Below are 16,499 nucleotides of genomic sequence, written 5' to 3'. Positions count from 1 at the left end.
GCCTGGCTACAGCGGGCGCTGTTGCGCGCCATGCGCGTCGCATTTTCCTTGGCCGGAGGCGGGCTGCTGCTCTGGTCCATGGGCTGCGGTGCACAAACCTCGCCCGGCACGCTGGACCTGACGTTTCATGATGCCCCGGTCAGCGTGGTGTTACAGGCGCTGGCGGATCACCAGCAGCTGAATCTGGTGCTGGCACCCGGCGTTGAAGGTAACCTGACCCTGCGCCTGAAGGGCGTGCCCTGGCAGCAGGCGCTGGATGTGGTACTCAAAATGGGCAAGCTGGTGCAGAACCGGGAGAAGAATGTGCTGATGATCTTCCCGCAAACGTATCAGGATGAGCAGCAACAGCAGCAGCGTACCCGGCAGAAGCAACAGGCGGACGATCGCCCGCTCAGCACCCTGAGCATCGCGCTGGAAAATGCAGAGGCAGCCGCTGTTGCTGCCAGCCTGAATGCGCAGCGCGCGACCCTGCTGTCACCCCGCGGCAGCATCGTCACGGATACACGTACCAATACCTTGCTCATTCACGATACCGAAGAAAAACTGGCGGCGCTGGAGCAGTGGATCGCGGAGCTGGATCAGCCTTTGCAACAAGTTCAGCTGACGGCGCATATCGTGACTATCAGTAATGAAAGCCTGCGGGAACTGGGCGTCACCTGGGGGCTGGCTGAGGCAGAAGGGGCGGGCGGCCGCTTCCGGCTAAATAATTTCGCGGTCGGCCTGCCGGTGGCAGAGAGTACCGCGTCGGCCGGTTTCACCCTGGCCCGGATAGACAGCCGGTTGCTCAGCCTGGAGCTGAGTGCGCTGGAGCAGGAAAATCAGGTGGAAATTATCGCCAGCCCGCGTTTACTGACGGCACATTTGCAGACCGCCAGCATTAAGCAGGGCACCGAGATCCCTTATCAGGTTTCCAGCGGGGCCAGCGGCTCTACGTCTATTGAGTTCAAAGAGGCGGTGCTGGGCATGGAGGTCACGCCAAAGGTGCTGAGTAATGGCAAAATTCAGCTGGCCCTGCAAATTACCCAGAACATGCCCGGCCGCAGTATTCAGCAGGCGGAAGGCGAGGCGCTGGCGATCGACAAGCAGGAGATCAAAACGCAGGTTACGGTTGCCGATGGCGAAACCGTGGTGCTGGGCGGTATTTTCCAGCGACACCATGAAAATACGCAGGACAAAGTGCCCGGCCTGGGCAGTATCCCGTGGGTGGGATCGCTGTTTACCCATGACCGTAAAAAGCGCCGGCAGCACCAGCTGGTGATTTTTGTGACACCCGCACTGGTCACCACCCCCTGAGCGGCAGAAAACGGCGTGGCGGACAGGGTATGAGGTTGAATAGGGTGGAGTATTTAGGGGGTAACCCGGGCAGGGTTATGCAACTTTTTGTGTCGGCAGAGACATCTGCGTTTGACGCTGCGACCGATTTAGCATACAAGGGTTACCGAATTGCGCACCGAGATTCTTATTCCACGAGAAATGCCGATAAAAACGTATGGTTTCCCTCCTGCGGCAGAGTAACGATTTATTCGGTTGCCAAACTACCAAGAGTGTTGAGATAATTTTTCGTCTGATCTCGCACTATCGCTCATGAGGTTTCAGTTTAGGTCCCGCCGCTGATTTGATTGGCGGGGCGGGTTAACATTAACGAATTGTCTTAGTAATACCGAAAAACATGGCAGAGAAACGCAATATCTTTCTGGTTGGGCCTATGGGTGCCGGCAAAAGCACTATTGGCCGTCAGTTAGCTCAGCAACTCAATATGGAGTTTTTCGACTCCGATCAAGAAATTGAGCGACGCACCGGAGCTGATGTGGGCTGGGTATTCGACGTGGAAGGCGAAGAAGGTTTCCGCGATCGCGAAGAAAAAATCATTAATGAGTTAACGGAAAAACAGGGCATTGTGCTGGCGACAGGCGGAGGTTCAGTGAAATCACGTGAAACCCGTAACCGTTTGTCCGCGCGCGGCGTTGTCGTCTATCTGGAAACCACCATCGAAAAACAGCTTGCCCGCACCCAGCGTGATAAAAAACGTCCGTTGCTGCAAGTTGATGCGCCGCCGCGTGAAGTGCTCGAAGCGCTGGCAAAGGAGCGCAATCCGTTGTACGAAGAGATTGCTGATGTCACCATCCGCACCGATGATCAAAGCGCCAAAGTAGTGGCTAACCAGATCATCAACATGCTGGAAAGCAATTGATTCATTCCCGTCATCTTTGAGGGGGCAGGTTAACAGCAGGTAAACGTCAAAAAGGTCACTGAGCGCGACATGGAGAAGATTACCGTAACGTTAGGGGATCGCAGTTACCCCATCACGATTGCTGCCGGATTGTTTAACGATCCGGCTTCTTTTATCCCGCTGAAAGCCGGTGAGCAGGCCATGCTGGTAACCAACCAGACCCTGGCACCGCTCTATCTGGATAAGGTGCGTTCAGTACTGGAACTGGCAGGCGTGCGTGTTGACCACGTTATCCTGCCGGACGGCGAGCAGTTCAAATCGCTCGCGGTACTGGAACAGGTCTTCTCCGCGTTGCTGGAGAAACCCCACGGCCGTGATACCACCCTCATTGCCCTCGGCGGCGGCGTTATCGGTGACCTCACCGGTTTCGCTGCCGCTTGCTATCAGCGCGGCGTACGCTTCATTCAGGTACCCACCACGCTGCTGGCACAAGTTGACTCTTCAGTCGGCGGCAAAACGGCCGTCAATCATCCTCTCGGCAAAAACATGATCGGCGCGTTCTACCAGCCGGTCTCTGTGGTTGTTGATCTTGATTGCCTTCAAACCTTGCCGCCGCGCGAACTCTCCTCTGGTCTGGCGGAAGTCATCAAATATGGCGTGATTCTCGACGCCGGTTTCTTCGTCTGGCTGGAACAGAATATTCATGCGCTGATGGCGCTGGATATGACGGCACTGGCGTACTGCATTCGCCGCTGCTGCGAACTGAAAGCCCAGGTAGTGGCAGCGGATGAACGTGAAAACGGTCAGCGTGCCTTGCTGAATTTAGGCCATACTTATGGCCATGCTATTGAAGCAGAAATGGGTTACGGCAACTGGCTGCACGGTGAGGCCGTTGCGGCCGGGATGATGATGGCGGCGCATACTGCACGCCGTCTCGGGCAGTTCAGTGAGGAAGATGTCGCTCGTCTCAAGGCGCTGTTGCAGCGCGCCAACCTGCCGGTGAATGGCCCGCAGGAAATGACGGCCGCCGCGTACCTGCCTCATATGCTGCGCGATAAAAAAGTGCTGGCCGGCGAGTTGCGCCTGGTGCTGCCTACCGCCATCGGCCAGTCGGAAGTCCGCAGTGGCGTTCCGCATGAGCTGGTACTGGCCTCAATTGATGATTGCCGGGCCGGAGCCTGACCCCGATCCTTACCCCGGCGCTGTGTTGGTGGCCGGTTTTATAATGACGCACACAGGTTAATCAGCCGGCATGCCACGCTGTGCAGGCTTTTACCTCTGAGTTGGAGGATGACGATGGATGAGTTAAGACCCGAAGACGATCTGAAACCGGATACCAGCGATCGCCGCCCTGCACGCCGGCGCTCTGCCTCCCGCTCCTCCGCTCCCCGATTTGCCATTTCGCGCCAGCACCTGATGATTGCCATCGGGATTCTGGTGTTGCTGCTGCTGATTCTCGGCATCGGCTCGGCATTAAAAGCGCCGACGCCGCAAGAAGCCAGCCAGCAGAGCAATGCGCCGAAAGATATCAATTTGTCCGGCAATGAAAGCGCACCGGCTTCATCTGCGGCGAATGCCCCGGCTGCCGGCCAGCCGCAGGACATCAGCGTGCCACCGATTTCCAATACTCCGACGCAGGCCGCGCCGGCACAACCGGCACCCGGCCAGCAGCGGGTAGACCTGCCCGGCAACATGACGGATGCGCTCTCCCAGCAGCAGAGCCAGGTGGATACCGCCTCACAAGAGATGATGGGTGGGCAGGGTACCTCGACCCTGCCAACCGCACCGGCAACGCTTTCGCCGTCCGCTGCCCAGGCACCGCGCCCGGTTGCGGTAAAACCCGCCGCCCCGCAGGCACGCCCGGAAACTCATGCCGCTGCGCCGCATAAAGCGCCGGTGAAAACTGCGCCGGCTGCACCTGCCCGTACCGCCCCGGCTGCCTCCGGCAGCAGCAGCGCGCTGCGGAGCGCACCTGCCAGCCATTACACCCTGCAACTGAGCAGCGCATCCCGTGCTGATTCACTGAACGCCTTTGCCCGCCAGCAGAAACTGACTAATTATCAGGTTTATCAGACCAGCCGTGACGGGAAACCGTGGTTTGTGCTGGTCAGCGGCAACTACGCCTCATCAGCGGAAGCGAAGCAAGCGATCAGCCGGCTGCCGGCCGATGTGCAGGCCAAAAAACCGTGGGTCAAACCTGTACGTCAGGTACAGCAGGACCTGAAGAAATAAACCTTAGTTGTGCGCTGATGTGCTGTCTGAAACTAGAGTACAATCCGCGGCTCTGAATTGTATAAGTAGCTAACCGACGGCATGAAGAAAAACCGCGCATTTTTAAAATGGGCCGGTGGCAAATATCCCCTTATTGAGGAGATTAAACGCCACCTGCCTGCAGGTGACTGCCTGATCGAACCCTTTGTTGGTGCAGGTTCTGTGTTTCTCAACACAGATTATGACGCCTATGTCCTGGCGGATATCAACAGTGATCTGATCAACCTGTATAACATCGTTAAAACCCGCACGGATGACTTTGTACGTGATGCGCGTCTGTTATTCAGCGAGGCCTACAATAACGCCGAGGCGTTCTACGCCCTGCGCACTGCATTCAACCGCAGCCGTGATCCCTATGAGCGGGCGACCCTGTTCCTCTATCTCAACCGCCACTGTTACAACGGCCTTTGCCGTTACAACCTGAGCGGTGAGTTCAATGTGCCGTTCGGGCGCTATAAGCGGCCCTATTTCCCGCACGATGAGCTCTATTGGTTTGCTGAAAAAGCGCGTAACGCTACCTTTGTCTGTGAAACCTATCAGCAAACGCTGACCAACGCGGCACCCGGCGCGGTGGTATATTGCGATCCGCCTTATGCGCCGCTTTCCGCGACCTCGAATTTCACCGCTTACCACACCAATGGGTTCGGCATGGCGGATCAGCAGGAGCTGGCACGCCTCGCCACGCTGCTTTCGGCGGAACGCCAGATCCCGGTGCTGATTTCCAACCATGACACGGCGCTGACCCGTGACTGGTACCAGCAGGCGGCGGAAATGCATGTGGTACAGGTGCGCCGCACCATCAGCAGCAATGCGTTCGGGCGTAGCAAAGTGGACGAGCTTTTGGCACTGTATAGACGCTGAGGATGGCGCTGGCCGCTGGCGGTCCGCGATCCTGAGGTTGACTAACCCTTACCGTTTGGAGATGCGGATGAAACAATTTTTGATTGCGCCGTCTATTTTGTCGGCAGATTTTGCCCGCCTGGGTGAAGATACCGCCCGTGTACTAGCTGCCGGTGCAGATGTGGTGCACTTCGATGTCATGGACAACCACTATGTCCCGAACCTGACCATCGGCCCGGCAGTGTGCAAAGCGCTGCGTGACTACGGCATTACCGCGCCGATTGACGTTCACCTGATGGTGAAACCAGTAGACCGGCTGGTGCCGGATTTCGCTGAAGCCGGGGCCAGTTATATCTCATTCCATCCGGAAGCCTCCGAACACATCGACCGCACGCTGCAACTGATCAAAAGCCATGGCTGTAAAGCCGGTATGGTGTTTAACCCGGCGACCCCCCTGAGTTACCTCGATTACGTCATGGATAAGCTGGACGTGATCCTGCTGATGTCGGTAAACCCCGGCTTTGGCGGCCAGTCCTTTATTCCGCATACCCTGGATAAACTGCGCCAGGTGCGCCAGCGCATTGACGAAAGCGGCTATGACATCCGGCTCGAAGTGGACGGCGGGGTGAAGGTGGAGAATATTGGCGACATCGCTGCGGCAGGCGCGGACATGTTCGTGGCCGGTTCAGCCATTTTTAACGCGCCGGACTACCGCACGGTGATTGACCAGATGCGTGATGAACTGGCGAAGGTCTCCCGTGGCTGATTTCAGCGCGGTTCGCGCGCTGGCATTTGATCTCGACGGCACGCTGGTACACAGCGCGCCGGGGCTGGCGCAGGCCATCGACCTGGCGCTGGCGGAAGCAGGGTTACCGCAGGCGGGTGAGGCGCGGGTCAGCACCTGGATCGGCAATGGTGCCGATGTGCTGGTGGAGCGCGCGCTGGCATGGGCGCAGGCTGAAGGTGAACAGGGTCACCGTGCGCCGGGCAGCGCCCAGATGCGCGCCCGTTTCGATCACTTCTATGCGCAGACGGTAGAGCACGGCAGCCAGCTTTTCCCGGAAGTGCGCGATACCCTGGCGCAACTGGCCCGCCACAATCTGCCGATGGGCCTTGTCACCAATAAACCAACGCCCTTCGTTGCGCCGCTGCTGAGTGCGCTGGGCATTGCTGAGTATTTCTCACTGATTATCGGCGGGGATGATGTGGTGGTGAAAAAGCCGCACCCGGCCCCGCTCTATCTGATGCTGGGCAAGCTGGGCGTCCGGGCAACGGAAATGGCGTTTGTCGGGGACTCACGTAACGATATTCAGGCCGCTCAGGCAGCCGGTTGCCCGTCAATCGCCCTGACCTACGGTTATAACTACGGTGAGGCGATCGCGCTGAGTCAGCCCGATACGGTTATCGATCGCTTTGCCGACTTGTTGCCCACTCTTGGGCTGTCATCCTTTAAGAATCAGGAAGCATAAAATGAGTAAGCCCATTGTATTTAGCGGTGCGCAGCCGTCTGGTGAATTGACCATTGGTAACTACATGGGTGCGCTGCGTCAGTGGGTCACGATGCAGGATGAGTTTGAATGCATTTACTGCATCGTTGATCTGCATGCCATCACCGTGCGTCAGGATGCGGAGAAGCTGCGTAAAGCCACGCTGGATACGCTGGCACTCTACCTGGCCTGTGGCATTGACCCGCAAAAGAGCACCATTTTTGTTCAGTCGCATGTGCCGGAGCATACGCAGCTGAGCTGGGTGCTGAACTGCTACACCTATTTCGGCGAGCTGAGCCGCATGACGCAGTTCAAGGATAAATCCTCCCGTTATGCAGAAAATATCAATGCCGGTCTGTTCAGTTACCCGGTACTGATGGCGGCGGATATTCTGCTTTACCAGACCAATCAGGTACCGGTGGGCGAAGACCAGAAACAGCATCTGGAGCTGAGCCGCGACGTGGCCGCCCGTTTCAACGCCCTGTATGGCGATGTGTTCAAAGTGCCGGAGCCGTTTATCCCGAAATCCGGTGCGCGCGTGATGTCGTTGCAGGAGCCGACTAAAAAGATGTCCAAGTCGGACGAAAACCGCAACAACGTGATTGGCCTGCTGGAAGATCCGAAAGCGGTGGCGAAGAAGATCAAGCGCGCCATGACGGATTCCGATGAGCCGCCGGTGGTGCGTTATGACGTCGCCAACAAAGCCGGTGTCTCCAACCTGCTGGACATCCTCTCAGGCGTGACCGGCAAACCGGTGGCTGAGCTGGAACCGGAATTTGAGGGGCTGATGTACGGACACCTGAAAGGTGCCGTCGCGGATGCGGTGTCTGGTATGTTGACTGACCTTCAGGCACGCTACCACCATTTCCGCAACGATGAGGCGCTGTTGCAGCAGATCATGCGTGAAGGGGCGATGAAAGCCCGCACCCGTGCGCAGGATACGTTGAAAAAGGTGTATGAAGCCGTGGGCTTTGTGGCTCAGCTTTAAGCGTGATGCTGTAAAAAAACCGCCTGCGGGCGGTTTTTTTGTGCCTGAAAAGCGGGCAGCAGGCATAAAAAAGGTGCCGCAAGGGCACCCAAAAAAGCTGAGGCGAAATCAGTGGCCGGCGTCGGCGGTATGGTTGTGCAGGCGATGTTTGGTCACGAAGCCCAACAGCAGGCACATCACGAATACCACCAGGTAGAGGCCATTGGCGGTGGCCAGCGCGGCATGCTCTCCGCTTTTTGCCACAATCGGGCCGGTGACCACGAAGGTCAGCATGGTGCCGACGGTGCCGCAGGTCAGGATAAAGTTCACCAGCTTCGGTGACGAGACTTTGGTCTGCTGCGAGCCGAGGGTGATCAGCGTGGTGTAAATCGCGCTGGAAACAAAGCCCAGGCCCAGGATGTAATAGTGCAGCATTACGGCATCCGAGGTGCTGATAAACAGGTACATCAGCAGGGTCGAGACGGCGGCCAGAATCGTGACGATACGTTGCAGATCGAAGAAACGCAGCACGGCGCTGAACACCCACATACCGATCATATAGGCCGTCCAGAAGTTACTGACCAGGCTGCCGGCCTGCGTGATGTCCATATTGAACTGTTTGGCGGCATAGGTCGGTACCCACTGGATAAAGCCAAGCTGGCCAAGGATGTAGCACAACGCGGCCACTGACAGGAACAGCACACCAATGCCCCATTTCTCTTTTTTCACTGATTGGGCCGCTTTCGGCGCATCGTTGCCCAGTTTTGGGAAATCAGACATCAGCGTCAGGATGAAGATCGCGATATAGAGCACGCCGATGCAGGCATACACCCAGTACCAGGCGATGCTGCGTGCCAGCAGGGCGGCCGCGATGATCGGGAACAGCGTACCGGCCATGCTGAAGAAGGAGTCGGTAAACAGCAGACGTGAACCGCGCTGACGGCCTTCATACAGATGGGTAATCAAAAAGGTGCCGATCGACATCGTAATGCCGCTGACCACACCGAGAATGAACATACAGCCGGAGAACACGGCCAGGCTGTGGCTGTTCATCAGGCCCACAATGGCGATCAGCATCAGGAAGAACCCAAAGACCAACTGACGCTTCAGGGCGATGATTTCCATCAGCCAGGCGTTAAGGAAAATGGAGACCAGAATACCGGCGTTTAAAAAGGTGAACGTGTTGCTCATGCTGGAAACCGGCAGGTTGAAGTACTGCGCGATATTTCCCATCACCATCCCGGTGACGATCACTAACGCGCCGGTGAGCGCGTAAGAGAAGAAACTAATCCATGTGAGCCTGATTCGATTGCTGTTAGTCATAGACGTGCCTGGTTGTCAGTTGAACATAAGTATGGGGGTGTGAACTGGCAATCCGCCTGAGAGATCAAGCGTGAAGCGCAGAATCGTAACACAGGGCATGTAATAATTTGTGACGTATCTCTTAGTTCATGTGTAATGCATGCAATAAAACGCAAAAGTCTGCGAGGTTTTATCCATTTCATCTGCTTTTGCTGACAACTTAAGCGGCTCAATAGAAGAGATAACCGCAAAAAAAGCCGCTCAGCACAGCTTAAATGCAGCTTAAATTTTACAAATAATTCACAACCGTAAAAAGGCGTACACTTTTTGTTAAAGTAAATAAAAGTAAAGCGCTGGCGCGGGTGGGGGAGCCTCTTTAGAATCAAGGCGTTTGCGTTGTTTGTATCCGGAGAAAGGAACCCGTTCATGTTCAAACGTACTTTGGTGGCTTTAGCCACGCTGTTTTCCCTGACCGCATTGTCCCCGGCGGCGCTGGCCGCGGCAGAGACACATGTCATGCTTACTACGTCAGCGGGAAATATTGAGCTGGAGCTGGATAGTCAGAAAGCCCCGGTTTCCGTGAAGAATTTTATCGATTATGTCCAGAGTGGCTACTATAACAACACGATTTTCCATCGCGTGATCCCAGGCTTTATGGTGCAGGGCGGGGGCTTTACCGCGGATATGCAACAAAAAATCACCAACGCGCCGATCAAAAACGAAGCGGACAACGGCCTGCGTAACCTGCGGGGCACCCTCGCCATGGCCCGCACTGCCGATAAAGACAGCGCCACCAGCCAGTTCTTTATCAACGTCGCGGACAACGCCTTCCTGGATCACGGCCAGCGTGATTTCGGTTATGCCGTTTTTGGTAAGGTCGTCAAAGGCATGGACGTGGTTGATAAGATCTCGCAGGTAAAAAGCGAGAATGTCGGCCCGTACCAGAATGTGCCGTCCAAACCGATTATTATCCAGTCCGCTAAAGTTCTGCCGTAACCCGTTGTCAGGCCGGCCAATGCGCCGGCCTGATGCACCCGCCTTGCGATAATCCTCTCTTCCTGCCCGCCTCCCTAAGACCACTGTCTATACTTAGCCGCATACCGGCAGGCATTGCCCTGCTATTACCGGAGGCATCACCCGCCCAAAAGGAGGTCTGCTGTGGCGAAGAAACTGACGCAGAAACAGAAAGAGAAGCTGTTTCAGCAACACAAAAATGCCAATTTCCAGGCAAGCATGGCGCTTGATGGCTATCAGGTAGAGGCGGTTACGCTCTCTGCGGAGGAGGCACTGGCACGTCTTGAGCAGGTGAGGGCAGAGTATGAACGATAAGTTTGGTGACGGGGCCGATCCCTATCTGTATGCCAACTCACAGGTGCTGAAAAATAAGCTGGGCATCCGCAAGGCGGCCACCCTGCGCGAGGCGGAGCTGGCACTGACGCCGCTGCGTGCCGCCACCATTGAACTCGGCCCGCGTGAGTGTGGGCTGCCGCACCTGTGTGCCATTCATCAGGCCCTGTTCCAGGATCTCTACAGCTGGGCCGGTGAATTGCGCGAGATGGACATCTATAAACAGGACACCCGCTTCTGCCATTTTGCCTATATCGAAAAAGAGGGCAACGCGCTGATGCAGGCGCTGGAGGATGAAGATTACCTGGCAGACCTGCCGCGCGATACGCTGGTGGAGCGCCTGGCTTACTACTACTGTGAGCTGAATGTGCTGCACCCGTTCCGTGAGGGGAATGGCCGGGCGCAACGCATCTTCTTCGAGCAACTGGTGATTCACGCCGGGTATGTGATTGACTGGTCGCAGACCGATCATGCTGCCTGGGTGGCCGCCAATGAAAAAGCGGCCTTTGGCGACCTCACCGAGTTAACCGCCATCTTCAATAAAGTCGTGAGTGAACCCGGCGAAAATGCGTAGAATTGCCCGGAGATGGTTTGCCGGAATGACTTATGCTGTTGCTGATAGATAACTACGACTCCTTCACCTATAACCTGTACCAATATTTCTGCCAGCTCGGGGCGGAGGTACAGGTTGTCCGTAACGATCAACTGACTCTGGCAATGATTGAACAGATGGCCCCTGAACAGCTGGTGATCTCACCGGGGCCGTGCACGCCGGATGAGGCCGGTATTTCGCTCTCTGCGATCCGCCATTTTGCCGGGAAATTACCGATTCTGGGCGTCTGCCTGGGGCATCAGGCGATGGCGCAAAGTTTTGGTGCGAACATTGTGCGGGCGCGTCAGGTGATGCACGGAAAAACCTCGCAGATTACGCATGACGGGCAGGGCGTGTTCCGGCAACTCAACCAGCCCCTGACGGTAACGCGCTACCATTCGCTGGTGATTGACCCTGACAGCCTGCCGGAGTGTTTCAGCGTCACCGCCTGGACAACGCGTGACGGCACGCAGGATGAAATTATGGGCATCCGCCACCGCAGCCTGCCGCTGGAAGGGGTGCAGTTTCACCCCGAAAGCATTCTGAGTGAACAGGGGTTACAGCTGCTGGATAATTTCCTTCACCTGTAAACGCCCCGGTTATTTTTGTGCGCGGCAGCCTTTCAGGTTGCTAGTATGTGATTTATTATGCATATTTCGTGAGTATAATTTCACATGTTGACGCGGGCGAAGCTCGTGCCGGCTGACCTAACGGCAGATGGAGAGCGGTATGACAGATAAAGCAGCAGTGGGGCGCGACACCTTTGATCAGGTAATTTTGCCTGTTTATGCACCGGCTCAGTTTATCCCGGTGAAAGGCAAGGGCAGCCGCGTCTGGGATCAGCAGGGCAAAGAGTATGTAGACTTCGCCGGCGGGATTGCCGTAACGGCGCTCGGCCACTGCCACCCGGCACTGGTCGCCGCCCTGCAACAACAGGGCGAGACCCTGTGGCATGTCAGCAACGTCTTCACCAATGAACCGGCACTGCGGCTGGCGAAAAAACTGATCGATGCCACCTTTGCGGAGCGAGTATTTTTTGCCAACTCCGGCGCGGAGGCCAATGAAGCGGCCTTCAAGCTGGCGCGTTATTACGCCTCCCATCGCCACAGCCCCTACAAAAGCAAAATCATCGCGTTCCATAACGCTTTCCACGGCCGCACGCTGTTTACCGTGTCGGTAGGCGGCCAGCCGAAATACTCAGACGGCTTCGGCCCGAAACCCGCAGACATCGTCCATGTGCCGTATAACGATCTTGATGCCGTCAAAGCGGTCATCGATGATCACACCTGCGCCATCGTCGTTGAGCCGATTCAGGGCGAGGGCGGTGTGACCCCGGCCGATCCGGCCTTTTTGCAGGGGCTGCGTGCGCTGTGCGATGAGCATCAGGCCTTGCTGGTGTTTGATGAGGTGCAGAGCGGCATGGGCCGCAGCGGCAAGCTGTTCAGCTACATGAATTATGGCGTCACGCCCGATATCCTGACCACCGCGAAGGCACTGGGCGGCGGTTTCCCGGTCAGCGCGATGCTCACCACCAATGAGATCGCCTCCGCGATGACGGTCGGCACCCACGGCACCACCTATGGCGGTAATCCGCTGGCCTGCGCCGTGGCCGAAGCGGCGCTGGACACCATCAACACCCCGGCGGTGCTGGCGGGGATCGAAGAGCGCCGCCAGCATTTCCTGCGGGCACTTGAATCGATTAACCAAAAATATCAGGTATTCAAAGAAATTCGCGGCATGGGCCTGCTGATTGGTGCTGAGCTGAATGAACCCTATCGCGGCAAAGCACGGGATATCCTGACGGCGGCCGCGGCGAATGGGCTGATGCTGCTGAACGCCGGGCCGGATGTCATGCGCCTCGCGCCGTCGCTGGTGATCGATTTTGAGGATATCAAAGAGGGGATGGCGCGGCTGGAGAAAGCCATCGCCACTGTGATCAGCGCGTAGCCGTCTCTTCCTCCTGCACAACCGCCTCCGGGCGGTTTTTTTTATCCTGTTTCAGGTGGCGGCTGAGCCAGATGCCGTGGTGCGGGCGCTGCGGCCAGGCCAGAGACGAGATGGTATTCATCACGCTGAGGTGGGAGATGATGCGTTGCAAGTGGCGCTCCATCTCGGTGACCGGCATGTCCGGTTCGCTTTCCGGTGCGCGGAACAGCGGGCGCTGGGTCTGGCTGCCTTCGGCCGGGCCGTCATACATCAGCCGCTGCTGGCAACTCTGGATAGCGATTTCACTGGTTTCCAGGTACGCCTGCGCCCGTTCCGGCGTAAGCATCTCGTGCTCACGGGCCAGAATGGTCATGGCGTTAAGATGCTCCACAATCAGCTGGCTGTGCATCACCCACAGGCGCATGTCCGCCAGGTAGCGGGAATTAAAGCCCGGCTCCTGCATCGCCTGGTTCAGTGAGGTGTACAGCGTATTGTGTGCCTGGTTGGCCATCACGCGCGTATAGGCCAGCTTCGCCGGGTCGGGGTTATCCTGCAACAGCAGGCGGATGGCCTCCTGGTCGGCCTCCAGCGCCTGATGGGCATTTTCCCGCAGCAGACCGCTCTGCCATTGCGGCCAGAGCCAGATAGTGCTGCCCAACGCCAGCCCGCAGCCGAGCAGGGTGTCCACCAGCCGGGGGATCAGGAAATTGATGCCGTTTTGCGTCACCAGTTGCAGGGTATACACGGCGGTAACGGTCAGCCCGACCATCGCCAGCCCGTAGTTTTTGCGCAGCACCAGATAGGAGGGCAGCATAATCAATACCATCAGCCCCAGCATAATGCCCTGGTGCAGTTGCAGGTGCAGCACACCGGCGGCAATCACCAGCCCGGCCAGCGTACCGACCGCCCGGTGCTGGATGCGCACGCGGGTAGCGTTATAACCGTTCTGGATCACCAGCAGGGCGGTCAGCAGAATCCAGTAAGGTTTGGTCAAATCGAAGAACAGGCCAAGGGTGCTGCCGGTCGCGAGCATGACGCCCACGCGTGCCGCGTTACGCAGGGACATCGATTTCCACGACAGATAGCGGCGCAGCGCCGGCCAGAACGGCAGGCGGTTCTGGGTCGCCATCAGGTCCCGGCGGTAGAGCGGGCGCTGGGTCTGCAACAGGCGGGCGATGCGGCTGAAGTGGTAATAGCAGAACTGGCCGACGGGGTTATCGTCGTAACGGTTGGCGAGTTTTTCTAAGGCCTGTAACTCTTTATCCATCGCGAACGGCCCGGGGCGGCGATGGTAGAGGATGTCGTCTGCGACCATACGCAGCCGCTGGGCGATCACCTCCGCGTTACGGCGGATAATCGCTTCAGCCTGGCTCTGCTCTACCAGCTTTTGCACCTCTTCCGGCTGGTGCAGGCTGACGGTGATGTGCTCCTGCAGATCCAGCGCCACCTGGAAGGTGCTGAACAGCTGCGTGTTGTGCGGGTTATTTTCACTGGAGAGCATGTGCAGCTGCTGGTAAGTCTGAACGATCAGTTCCATCACTTTCTGCTGGCGTTTCAGCAGCGGCGGCAGGGCGGTTTCCGGGTCGATATGCTGGGTCAGCAGGCTGTATTTTGCCTCGAGATAATCACCCAGTTCACGGTAAAGCAGGCTTAAGTTTTCGCGCATCGGCTGCTCTTTCCAGAGGCGGAACCAGCCCCAGGTAAACAGCCCATACCAGACCGTGCCTAATACAAACAGTCCCGGTGCCTGCCAGAGAGGTGTGGAGCCGGCCATGCTCAGGGTGAAAATCGCCGCCACCAGGGTGCCGTTCAGCAGGCGGCCATGCAGCGGGCTGATTTCGCCGGTGACGCCGAACAATAGCGCCAGCGACAGCATGATCAGCGGCAGCGGCCAGTGGGCGTAGAGCAGCAGCAGTTGCAGTGCGACACTGCACACGGCGAACAGGGTGCCGCCAATGGCCAGCCGTTTGAAATAGCGTTTGTGCGGGGTATCGAGGCCGGCGATGTTGCAGCAGGCGGGCACCAGGGAGAACAGCAGGCCGGTTTGTAACTGGCCGAACAGCAGGGCAATCGCCGCCGGCAGACAAAGCACCAGCGTTTGTCTGAGCGCGTAATTGACCTCAGGATGGTAGATAAGCCTACGCCACATGGATACTCACAAGACAACGGCGCAGCGCGGGTAAGCCGCGTGTGCGCCGTTTTTACGAGGGGTTAACGGGTGCCGTAAACGACAATCGTTTTACCGTGGGCGGAGATCAGGTTCTGATCTTCCAGCATTTTTAGGATACGGCCCACCGTTTCGCGGGAGCATCCCACAATCTGGCCGATTTCCTGACGGGTGATTTTGATCTGCATACCGTCCGGGTGCGTCATCGCATCCGGCTGTTTTGCCAGGTTCAGCAAGGTTTGCGCGATCCGGCCGGTGACGTCCAGGAACGCTAAATTGCCGACCTTCTCTGAGGTAACCTGCAGGCGGCGTGCCATCTGCGAGGAGAGGCGCATCAGAATATCCGGGTTAACCTGGATAAGCTGGCGGAATTTTTTATAGGAAATCTCCGCCACTTCACAGGCCGTTTTGGCACGTACCCATGCGCTGCGCTCCTGGCCCTCTTCAAACAGGCCAAGCTCGCCGATGAAATCTCCCTGATTAAGGTAAGAGAGGATCATCTCTTTGCCCTCTTCATCTTTAATCAGCACGGCAACCGAGCCTTTCACGATGTAGTAGAGCGTTTCGGCTTTTTCACCCTGGTGAATCAGCGTACTTTTGGAAGGGTATTTATGAATATGACAATGAGACAGGAACCATTCGAGAGTAGGGTCTGTTTGCGGTTTGCCGAGAACCATTTGCTTTTATCCTCTGTTGTAATCGCTGCCCAAAATCACAGGGCTCAGAGTTCCCTGTACGGCGTTCTAAAAAAGAGATGCATTATTGTAGAGTATTAACTGTCTGATAATGTTGCAAGGTAACGGCTGAAAAGGAACCCTCGGGCAGCCCCGCCGCTCCGTTAAAAACCTGACCTTGCTCCATACAGAACATTTTGTTTCGGGTTTGTTTTATCACAGCCAGAACCGGGTGTCTTCTGTTGTCTCGCTTCAGCATGATGAAGATCGGCCTGATTGCCTGTTTTCGTCCGGCAGGGTAGGCTGTTTTAAGAAAATAACCGGAGAATTGAGCATGCAGGCACGGGTTAAGTGGGTTGAAGGGCTGACGTTTATGGGCGAATCCGCCTCGGGGCATCAGGTTCTGATGGACGGCAATGCCGGTGATAAAGCGCCAAGCCCGATGGAAATGGTGCTGATGTCGGTGGGCGGCTGCAGCGCGATTGATGTGGTCTCTATTCTGCAAAAAGGGCGCAATGATGTGCGGGATTGTGAAGTGCGCCTGAGCTCAACGCGCCGTGACGAGGCACCCCGCACCTTTACGCACATCAATCTGCATTTTGTGGTGACCGGCAAAGGGCTGACCGAGAAAACCGTGGAACGCGCGGTGAATCTGTCGGCGGAGAAATACTGCTCCGTTTCGCTGATGCTGGGCAAGGCCGCCGAGGTCAGCCACAGTTTCGAAATCGTTGCCGTTGAGTAACCCGATCGGGCGGC

General features: G+C 57.1%; 17 protein-coding genes. 14 read left to right on the top strand and 3 right to left on the bottom strand.

Annotated elements, in window-relative coordinates:
• The first annotated feature begins 30 nt into the window (after window positions 1-30).
• The 8 genes from hofQ (at window position 31) to trpS (ending at window position 7,756) form a co-directional block, all read left to right on the top strand.
• Complete coding sequence (gene hofQ / locus CYR55_RS12715; RefSeq protein WP_101816596.1) at window positions 31-1,293, top strand: DNA uptake porin HofQ; 1,263 nt, start codon at window positions 31-33, stop codon at window positions 1,291-1,293.
• 376 nt (window positions 1,294-1,669) lie between these two features.
• Window positions 1,670-2,191, top strand: coding sequence for a shikimate kinase AroK (aroK, locus tag CYR55_RS12710; RefSeq protein WP_072927460.1), 522 nt, complete (start codon window positions 1,670-1,672; stop codon window positions 2,189-2,191).
• 69 nt (window positions 2,192-2,260) lie between these two features.
• Window positions 2,261-3,352 carry a 3-dehydroquinate synthase gene (gene aroB / locus CYR55_RS12705; protein ID WP_101816494.1) on the top strand — a complete coding sequence of 364 codons (1,092 nt, stop codon included), beginning with the start codon at window positions 2,261-2,263 and terminating at the stop codon, window positions 3,350-3,352.
• 114 nt (window positions 3,353-3,466) lie between these two features.
• Complete coding sequence (locus tag CYR55_RS12700; protein WP_101816493.1) at window positions 3,467-4,402, top strand: SPOR domain-containing protein; 936 nt, start codon at window positions 3,467-3,469, stop codon at window positions 4,400-4,402.
• Window positions 4,403-4,483: 81 nt separating this feature from the next.
• Window positions 4,484-5,302, top strand: coding sequence for an adenine-specific DNA-methyltransferase (gene dam, locus CYR55_RS12695; RefSeq protein ID WP_101816492.1), 819 nt, complete (start codon window positions 4,484-4,486; stop codon window positions 5,300-5,302).
• Window positions 5,303-5,369: 67 nt separating this feature from the next.
• Window positions 5,370-6,047 carry a ribulose-phosphate 3-epimerase gene (gene rpe / locus CYR55_RS12690; protein ID WP_101816491.1) on the top strand — a complete coding sequence of 226 codons (678 nt, stop codon included), beginning with the start codon at window positions 5,370-5,372 and terminating at the stop codon, window positions 6,045-6,047.
• Complete coding sequence (locus tag CYR55_RS12685; RefSeq protein ID WP_101816490.1) at window positions 6,040-6,750, top strand: phosphoglycolate phosphatase; 711 nt, start codon at window positions 6,040-6,042, stop codon at window positions 6,748-6,750. Before rpe ends, CYR55_RS12685 begins: the two co-directional genes overlap by 8 nt.
• A gap of 1 nt (window position 6,751) precedes the next feature.
• On the top strand, window positions 6,752-7,756 hold the full coding sequence (gene trpS, locus CYR55_RS12680; protein WP_101816489.1) for a tryptophan--tRNA ligase: 1,005 nt from the start codon (window positions 6,752-6,754) through the stop codon (window positions 7,754-7,756).
• A gap of 108 nt (window positions 7,757-7,864) precedes the next feature.
• Here trpS and tsgA read toward each other — a convergent pair whose 3' ends face one another.
• Entirely contained in the window at window positions 7,865-9,058 is a 1,194-nt protein-coding gene (gene tsgA, locus CYR55_RS12675; RefSeq protein WP_101816488.1) for an MFS transporter TsgA, read from the bottom strand.
• Window positions 9,059-9,463: 405 nt separating this feature from the next.
• Between tsgA and ppiA the strand changes: the two genes are divergently transcribed.
• The 5 genes from ppiA (at window position 9,464) to argD (ending at window position 12,923) form a co-directional block, all read left to right on the top strand.
• Window positions 9,464-10,033, top strand: a complete 570-nt coding sequence (gene ppiA, locus CYR55_RS12670; RefSeq protein WP_101816487.1) for a peptidylprolyl isomerase A — start codon at window positions 9,464-9,466, stop codon at window positions 10,031-10,033.
• A gap of 162 nt (window positions 10,034-10,195) precedes the next feature.
• On the top strand, window positions 10,196-10,366 hold the full coding sequence (locus CYR55_RS12665) for a YhfG family protein (protein ID WP_101816486.1): 171 nt from the start codon (window positions 10,196-10,198) through the stop codon (window positions 10,364-10,366).
• Window positions 10,356-10,958 carry a putative adenosine monophosphate-protein transferase Fic gene (locus CYR55_RS12660; protein ID WP_101816485.1) on the top strand — a complete coding sequence of 201 codons (603 nt, stop codon included), beginning with the start codon at window positions 10,356-10,358 and terminating at the stop codon, window positions 10,956-10,958. Before CYR55_RS12665 ends, CYR55_RS12660 begins: the two co-directional genes overlap by 11 nt.
• Before the next feature lie 32 nt (window positions 10,959-10,990).
• Window positions 10,991-11,566 (top strand): aminodeoxychorismate synthase component II, encoded by a 576-nt coding sequence (locus CYR55_RS12655; RefSeq protein ID WP_101816484.1) that lies wholly within the window; start codon window positions 10,991-10,993, stop codon window positions 11,564-11,566.
• Window positions 11,567-11,705: 139 nt separating this feature from the next.
• Window positions 11,706-12,923 carry a bifunctional acetylornithine/succinyldiaminopimelate transaminase gene (gene argD / locus CYR55_RS12650; RefSeq protein WP_101816483.1) on the top strand — a complete coding sequence of 406 codons (1,218 nt, stop codon included), beginning with the start codon at window positions 11,706-11,708 and terminating at the stop codon, window positions 12,921-12,923.
• On the opposite strand, the gene CYR55_RS12645 is transcribed toward argD, so the two are convergent.
• Together CYR55_RS12645 and crp are read right to left on the bottom strand one after the other, a co-directional pair.
• Window positions 12,913-15,051 carry a YccS/YhfK family putative transporter gene (locus CYR55_RS12645; protein ID WP_101816482.1) on the bottom strand — a complete coding sequence of 713 codons (2,139 nt, stop codon included), beginning with the start codon at window positions 15,049-15,051 and terminating at the stop codon, window positions 12,913-12,915. The two genes, argD and CYR55_RS12645, sit on opposite strands and share 11 nt — an antisense overlap.
• A gap of 62 nt (window positions 15,052-15,113) precedes the next feature.
• Entirely contained in the window at window positions 15,114-15,746 is a 633-nt protein-coding gene (gene crp, locus CYR55_RS12640; RefSeq protein WP_000242758.1) for a cAMP-activated global transcriptional regulator CRP, read from the bottom strand.
• 331 nt (window positions 15,747-16,077) lie between these two features.
• Here crp and CYR55_RS12635 point away from each other — a divergent pair, with 331 nt between their 5' ends.
• Window positions 16,078-16,485, top strand: a complete 408-nt coding sequence (locus tag CYR55_RS12635) for an OsmC family protein (RefSeq protein ID WP_101816481.1) — start codon at window positions 16,078-16,080, stop codon at window positions 16,483-16,485.
• Window positions 16,486-16,499: the final 14 nt, after the last annotated feature.

The sequence above is a fragment of the Chimaeribacter californicus genome, from assembly GCF_002858675.1.
GTDB lineage: Bacteria > Pseudomonadota > Gammaproteobacteria > Enterobacterales > Enterobacteriaceae > Chimaeribacter > Chimaeribacter californicus.
The sequence above is the reverse complement of the archived record's forward strand: the minus strand, read 5'-3'. Positions and strand labels throughout refer to the sequence as shown.

Bases quoted from the DNA above. Each gene is read 5' to 3' on its own strand.
- hofQ (WP_101816596.1), top strand. From the start codon at position 31: ATGCGCGTCGCATTTTCCTTGGCCGGAGGCGGGCTGCTGCTCTGGTCC.
- aroK (WP_072927460.1), top strand. From the start codon at position 1,670: ATGGCAGAGAAACGCAATATCTTTCTGGTTGGGCCTATGGGTGCCGGC.
- aroB (WP_101816494.1), top strand. From the start codon at position 2,261: ATGGAGAAGATTACCGTAACGTTAGGGGATCGCAGTTACCCCATCACG.
- CYR55_RS12700 (WP_101816493.1), top strand. From the start codon at position 3,467: ATGGATGAGTTAAGACCCGAAGACGATCTGAAACCGGATACCAGCGAT.
- dam (WP_101816492.1), top strand. From the start codon at position 4,484: ATGAAGAAAAACCGCGCATTTTTAAAATGGGCCGGTGGCAAATATCCC.
- rpe (WP_101816491.1), top strand. From the start codon at position 5,370: ATGAAACAATTTTTGATTGCGCCGTCTATTTTGTCGGCAGATTTTGCC.
- trpS (WP_101816489.1), top strand. From the start codon at position 6,752: ATGAGTAAGCCCATTGTATTTAGCGGTGCGCAGCCGTCTGGTGAATTG.
- tsgA (WP_101816488.1), bottom strand. From the start codon at position 9,058: ATGACTAACAGCAATCGAATCAGGCTCACATGGATTAGTTTCTTCTCT.
- ppiA (WP_101816487.1), top strand. From the start codon at position 9,464: ATGTTCAAACGTACTTTGGTGGCTTTAGCCACGCTGTTTTCCCTGACC.
- CYR55_RS12660 (WP_101816485.1), top strand. From the start codon at position 10,356: ATGAACGATAAGTTTGGTGACGGGGCCGATCCCTATCTGTATGCCAAC.
- CYR55_RS12655 (WP_101816484.1), top strand. From the start codon at position 10,991: ATGCTGTTGCTGATAGATAACTACGACTCCTTCACCTATAACCTGTAC.
- argD (WP_101816483.1), top strand. From the start codon at position 11,706: ATGACAGATAAAGCAGCAGTGGGGCGCGACACCTTTGATCAGGTAATT.
- CYR55_RS12645 (WP_101816482.1), bottom strand. From the start codon at position 15,051: ATGTGGCGTAGGCTTATCTACCATCCTGAGGTCAATTACGCGCTCAGA.
- crp (WP_000242758.1), bottom strand. From the start codon at position 15,746: ATGGTTCTCGGCAAACCGCAAACAGACCCTACTCTCGAATGGTTCCTG.
- CYR55_RS12635 (WP_101816481.1), top strand. From the start codon at position 16,078: ATGCAGGCACGGGTTAAGTGGGTTGAAGGGCTGACGTTTATGGGCGAA.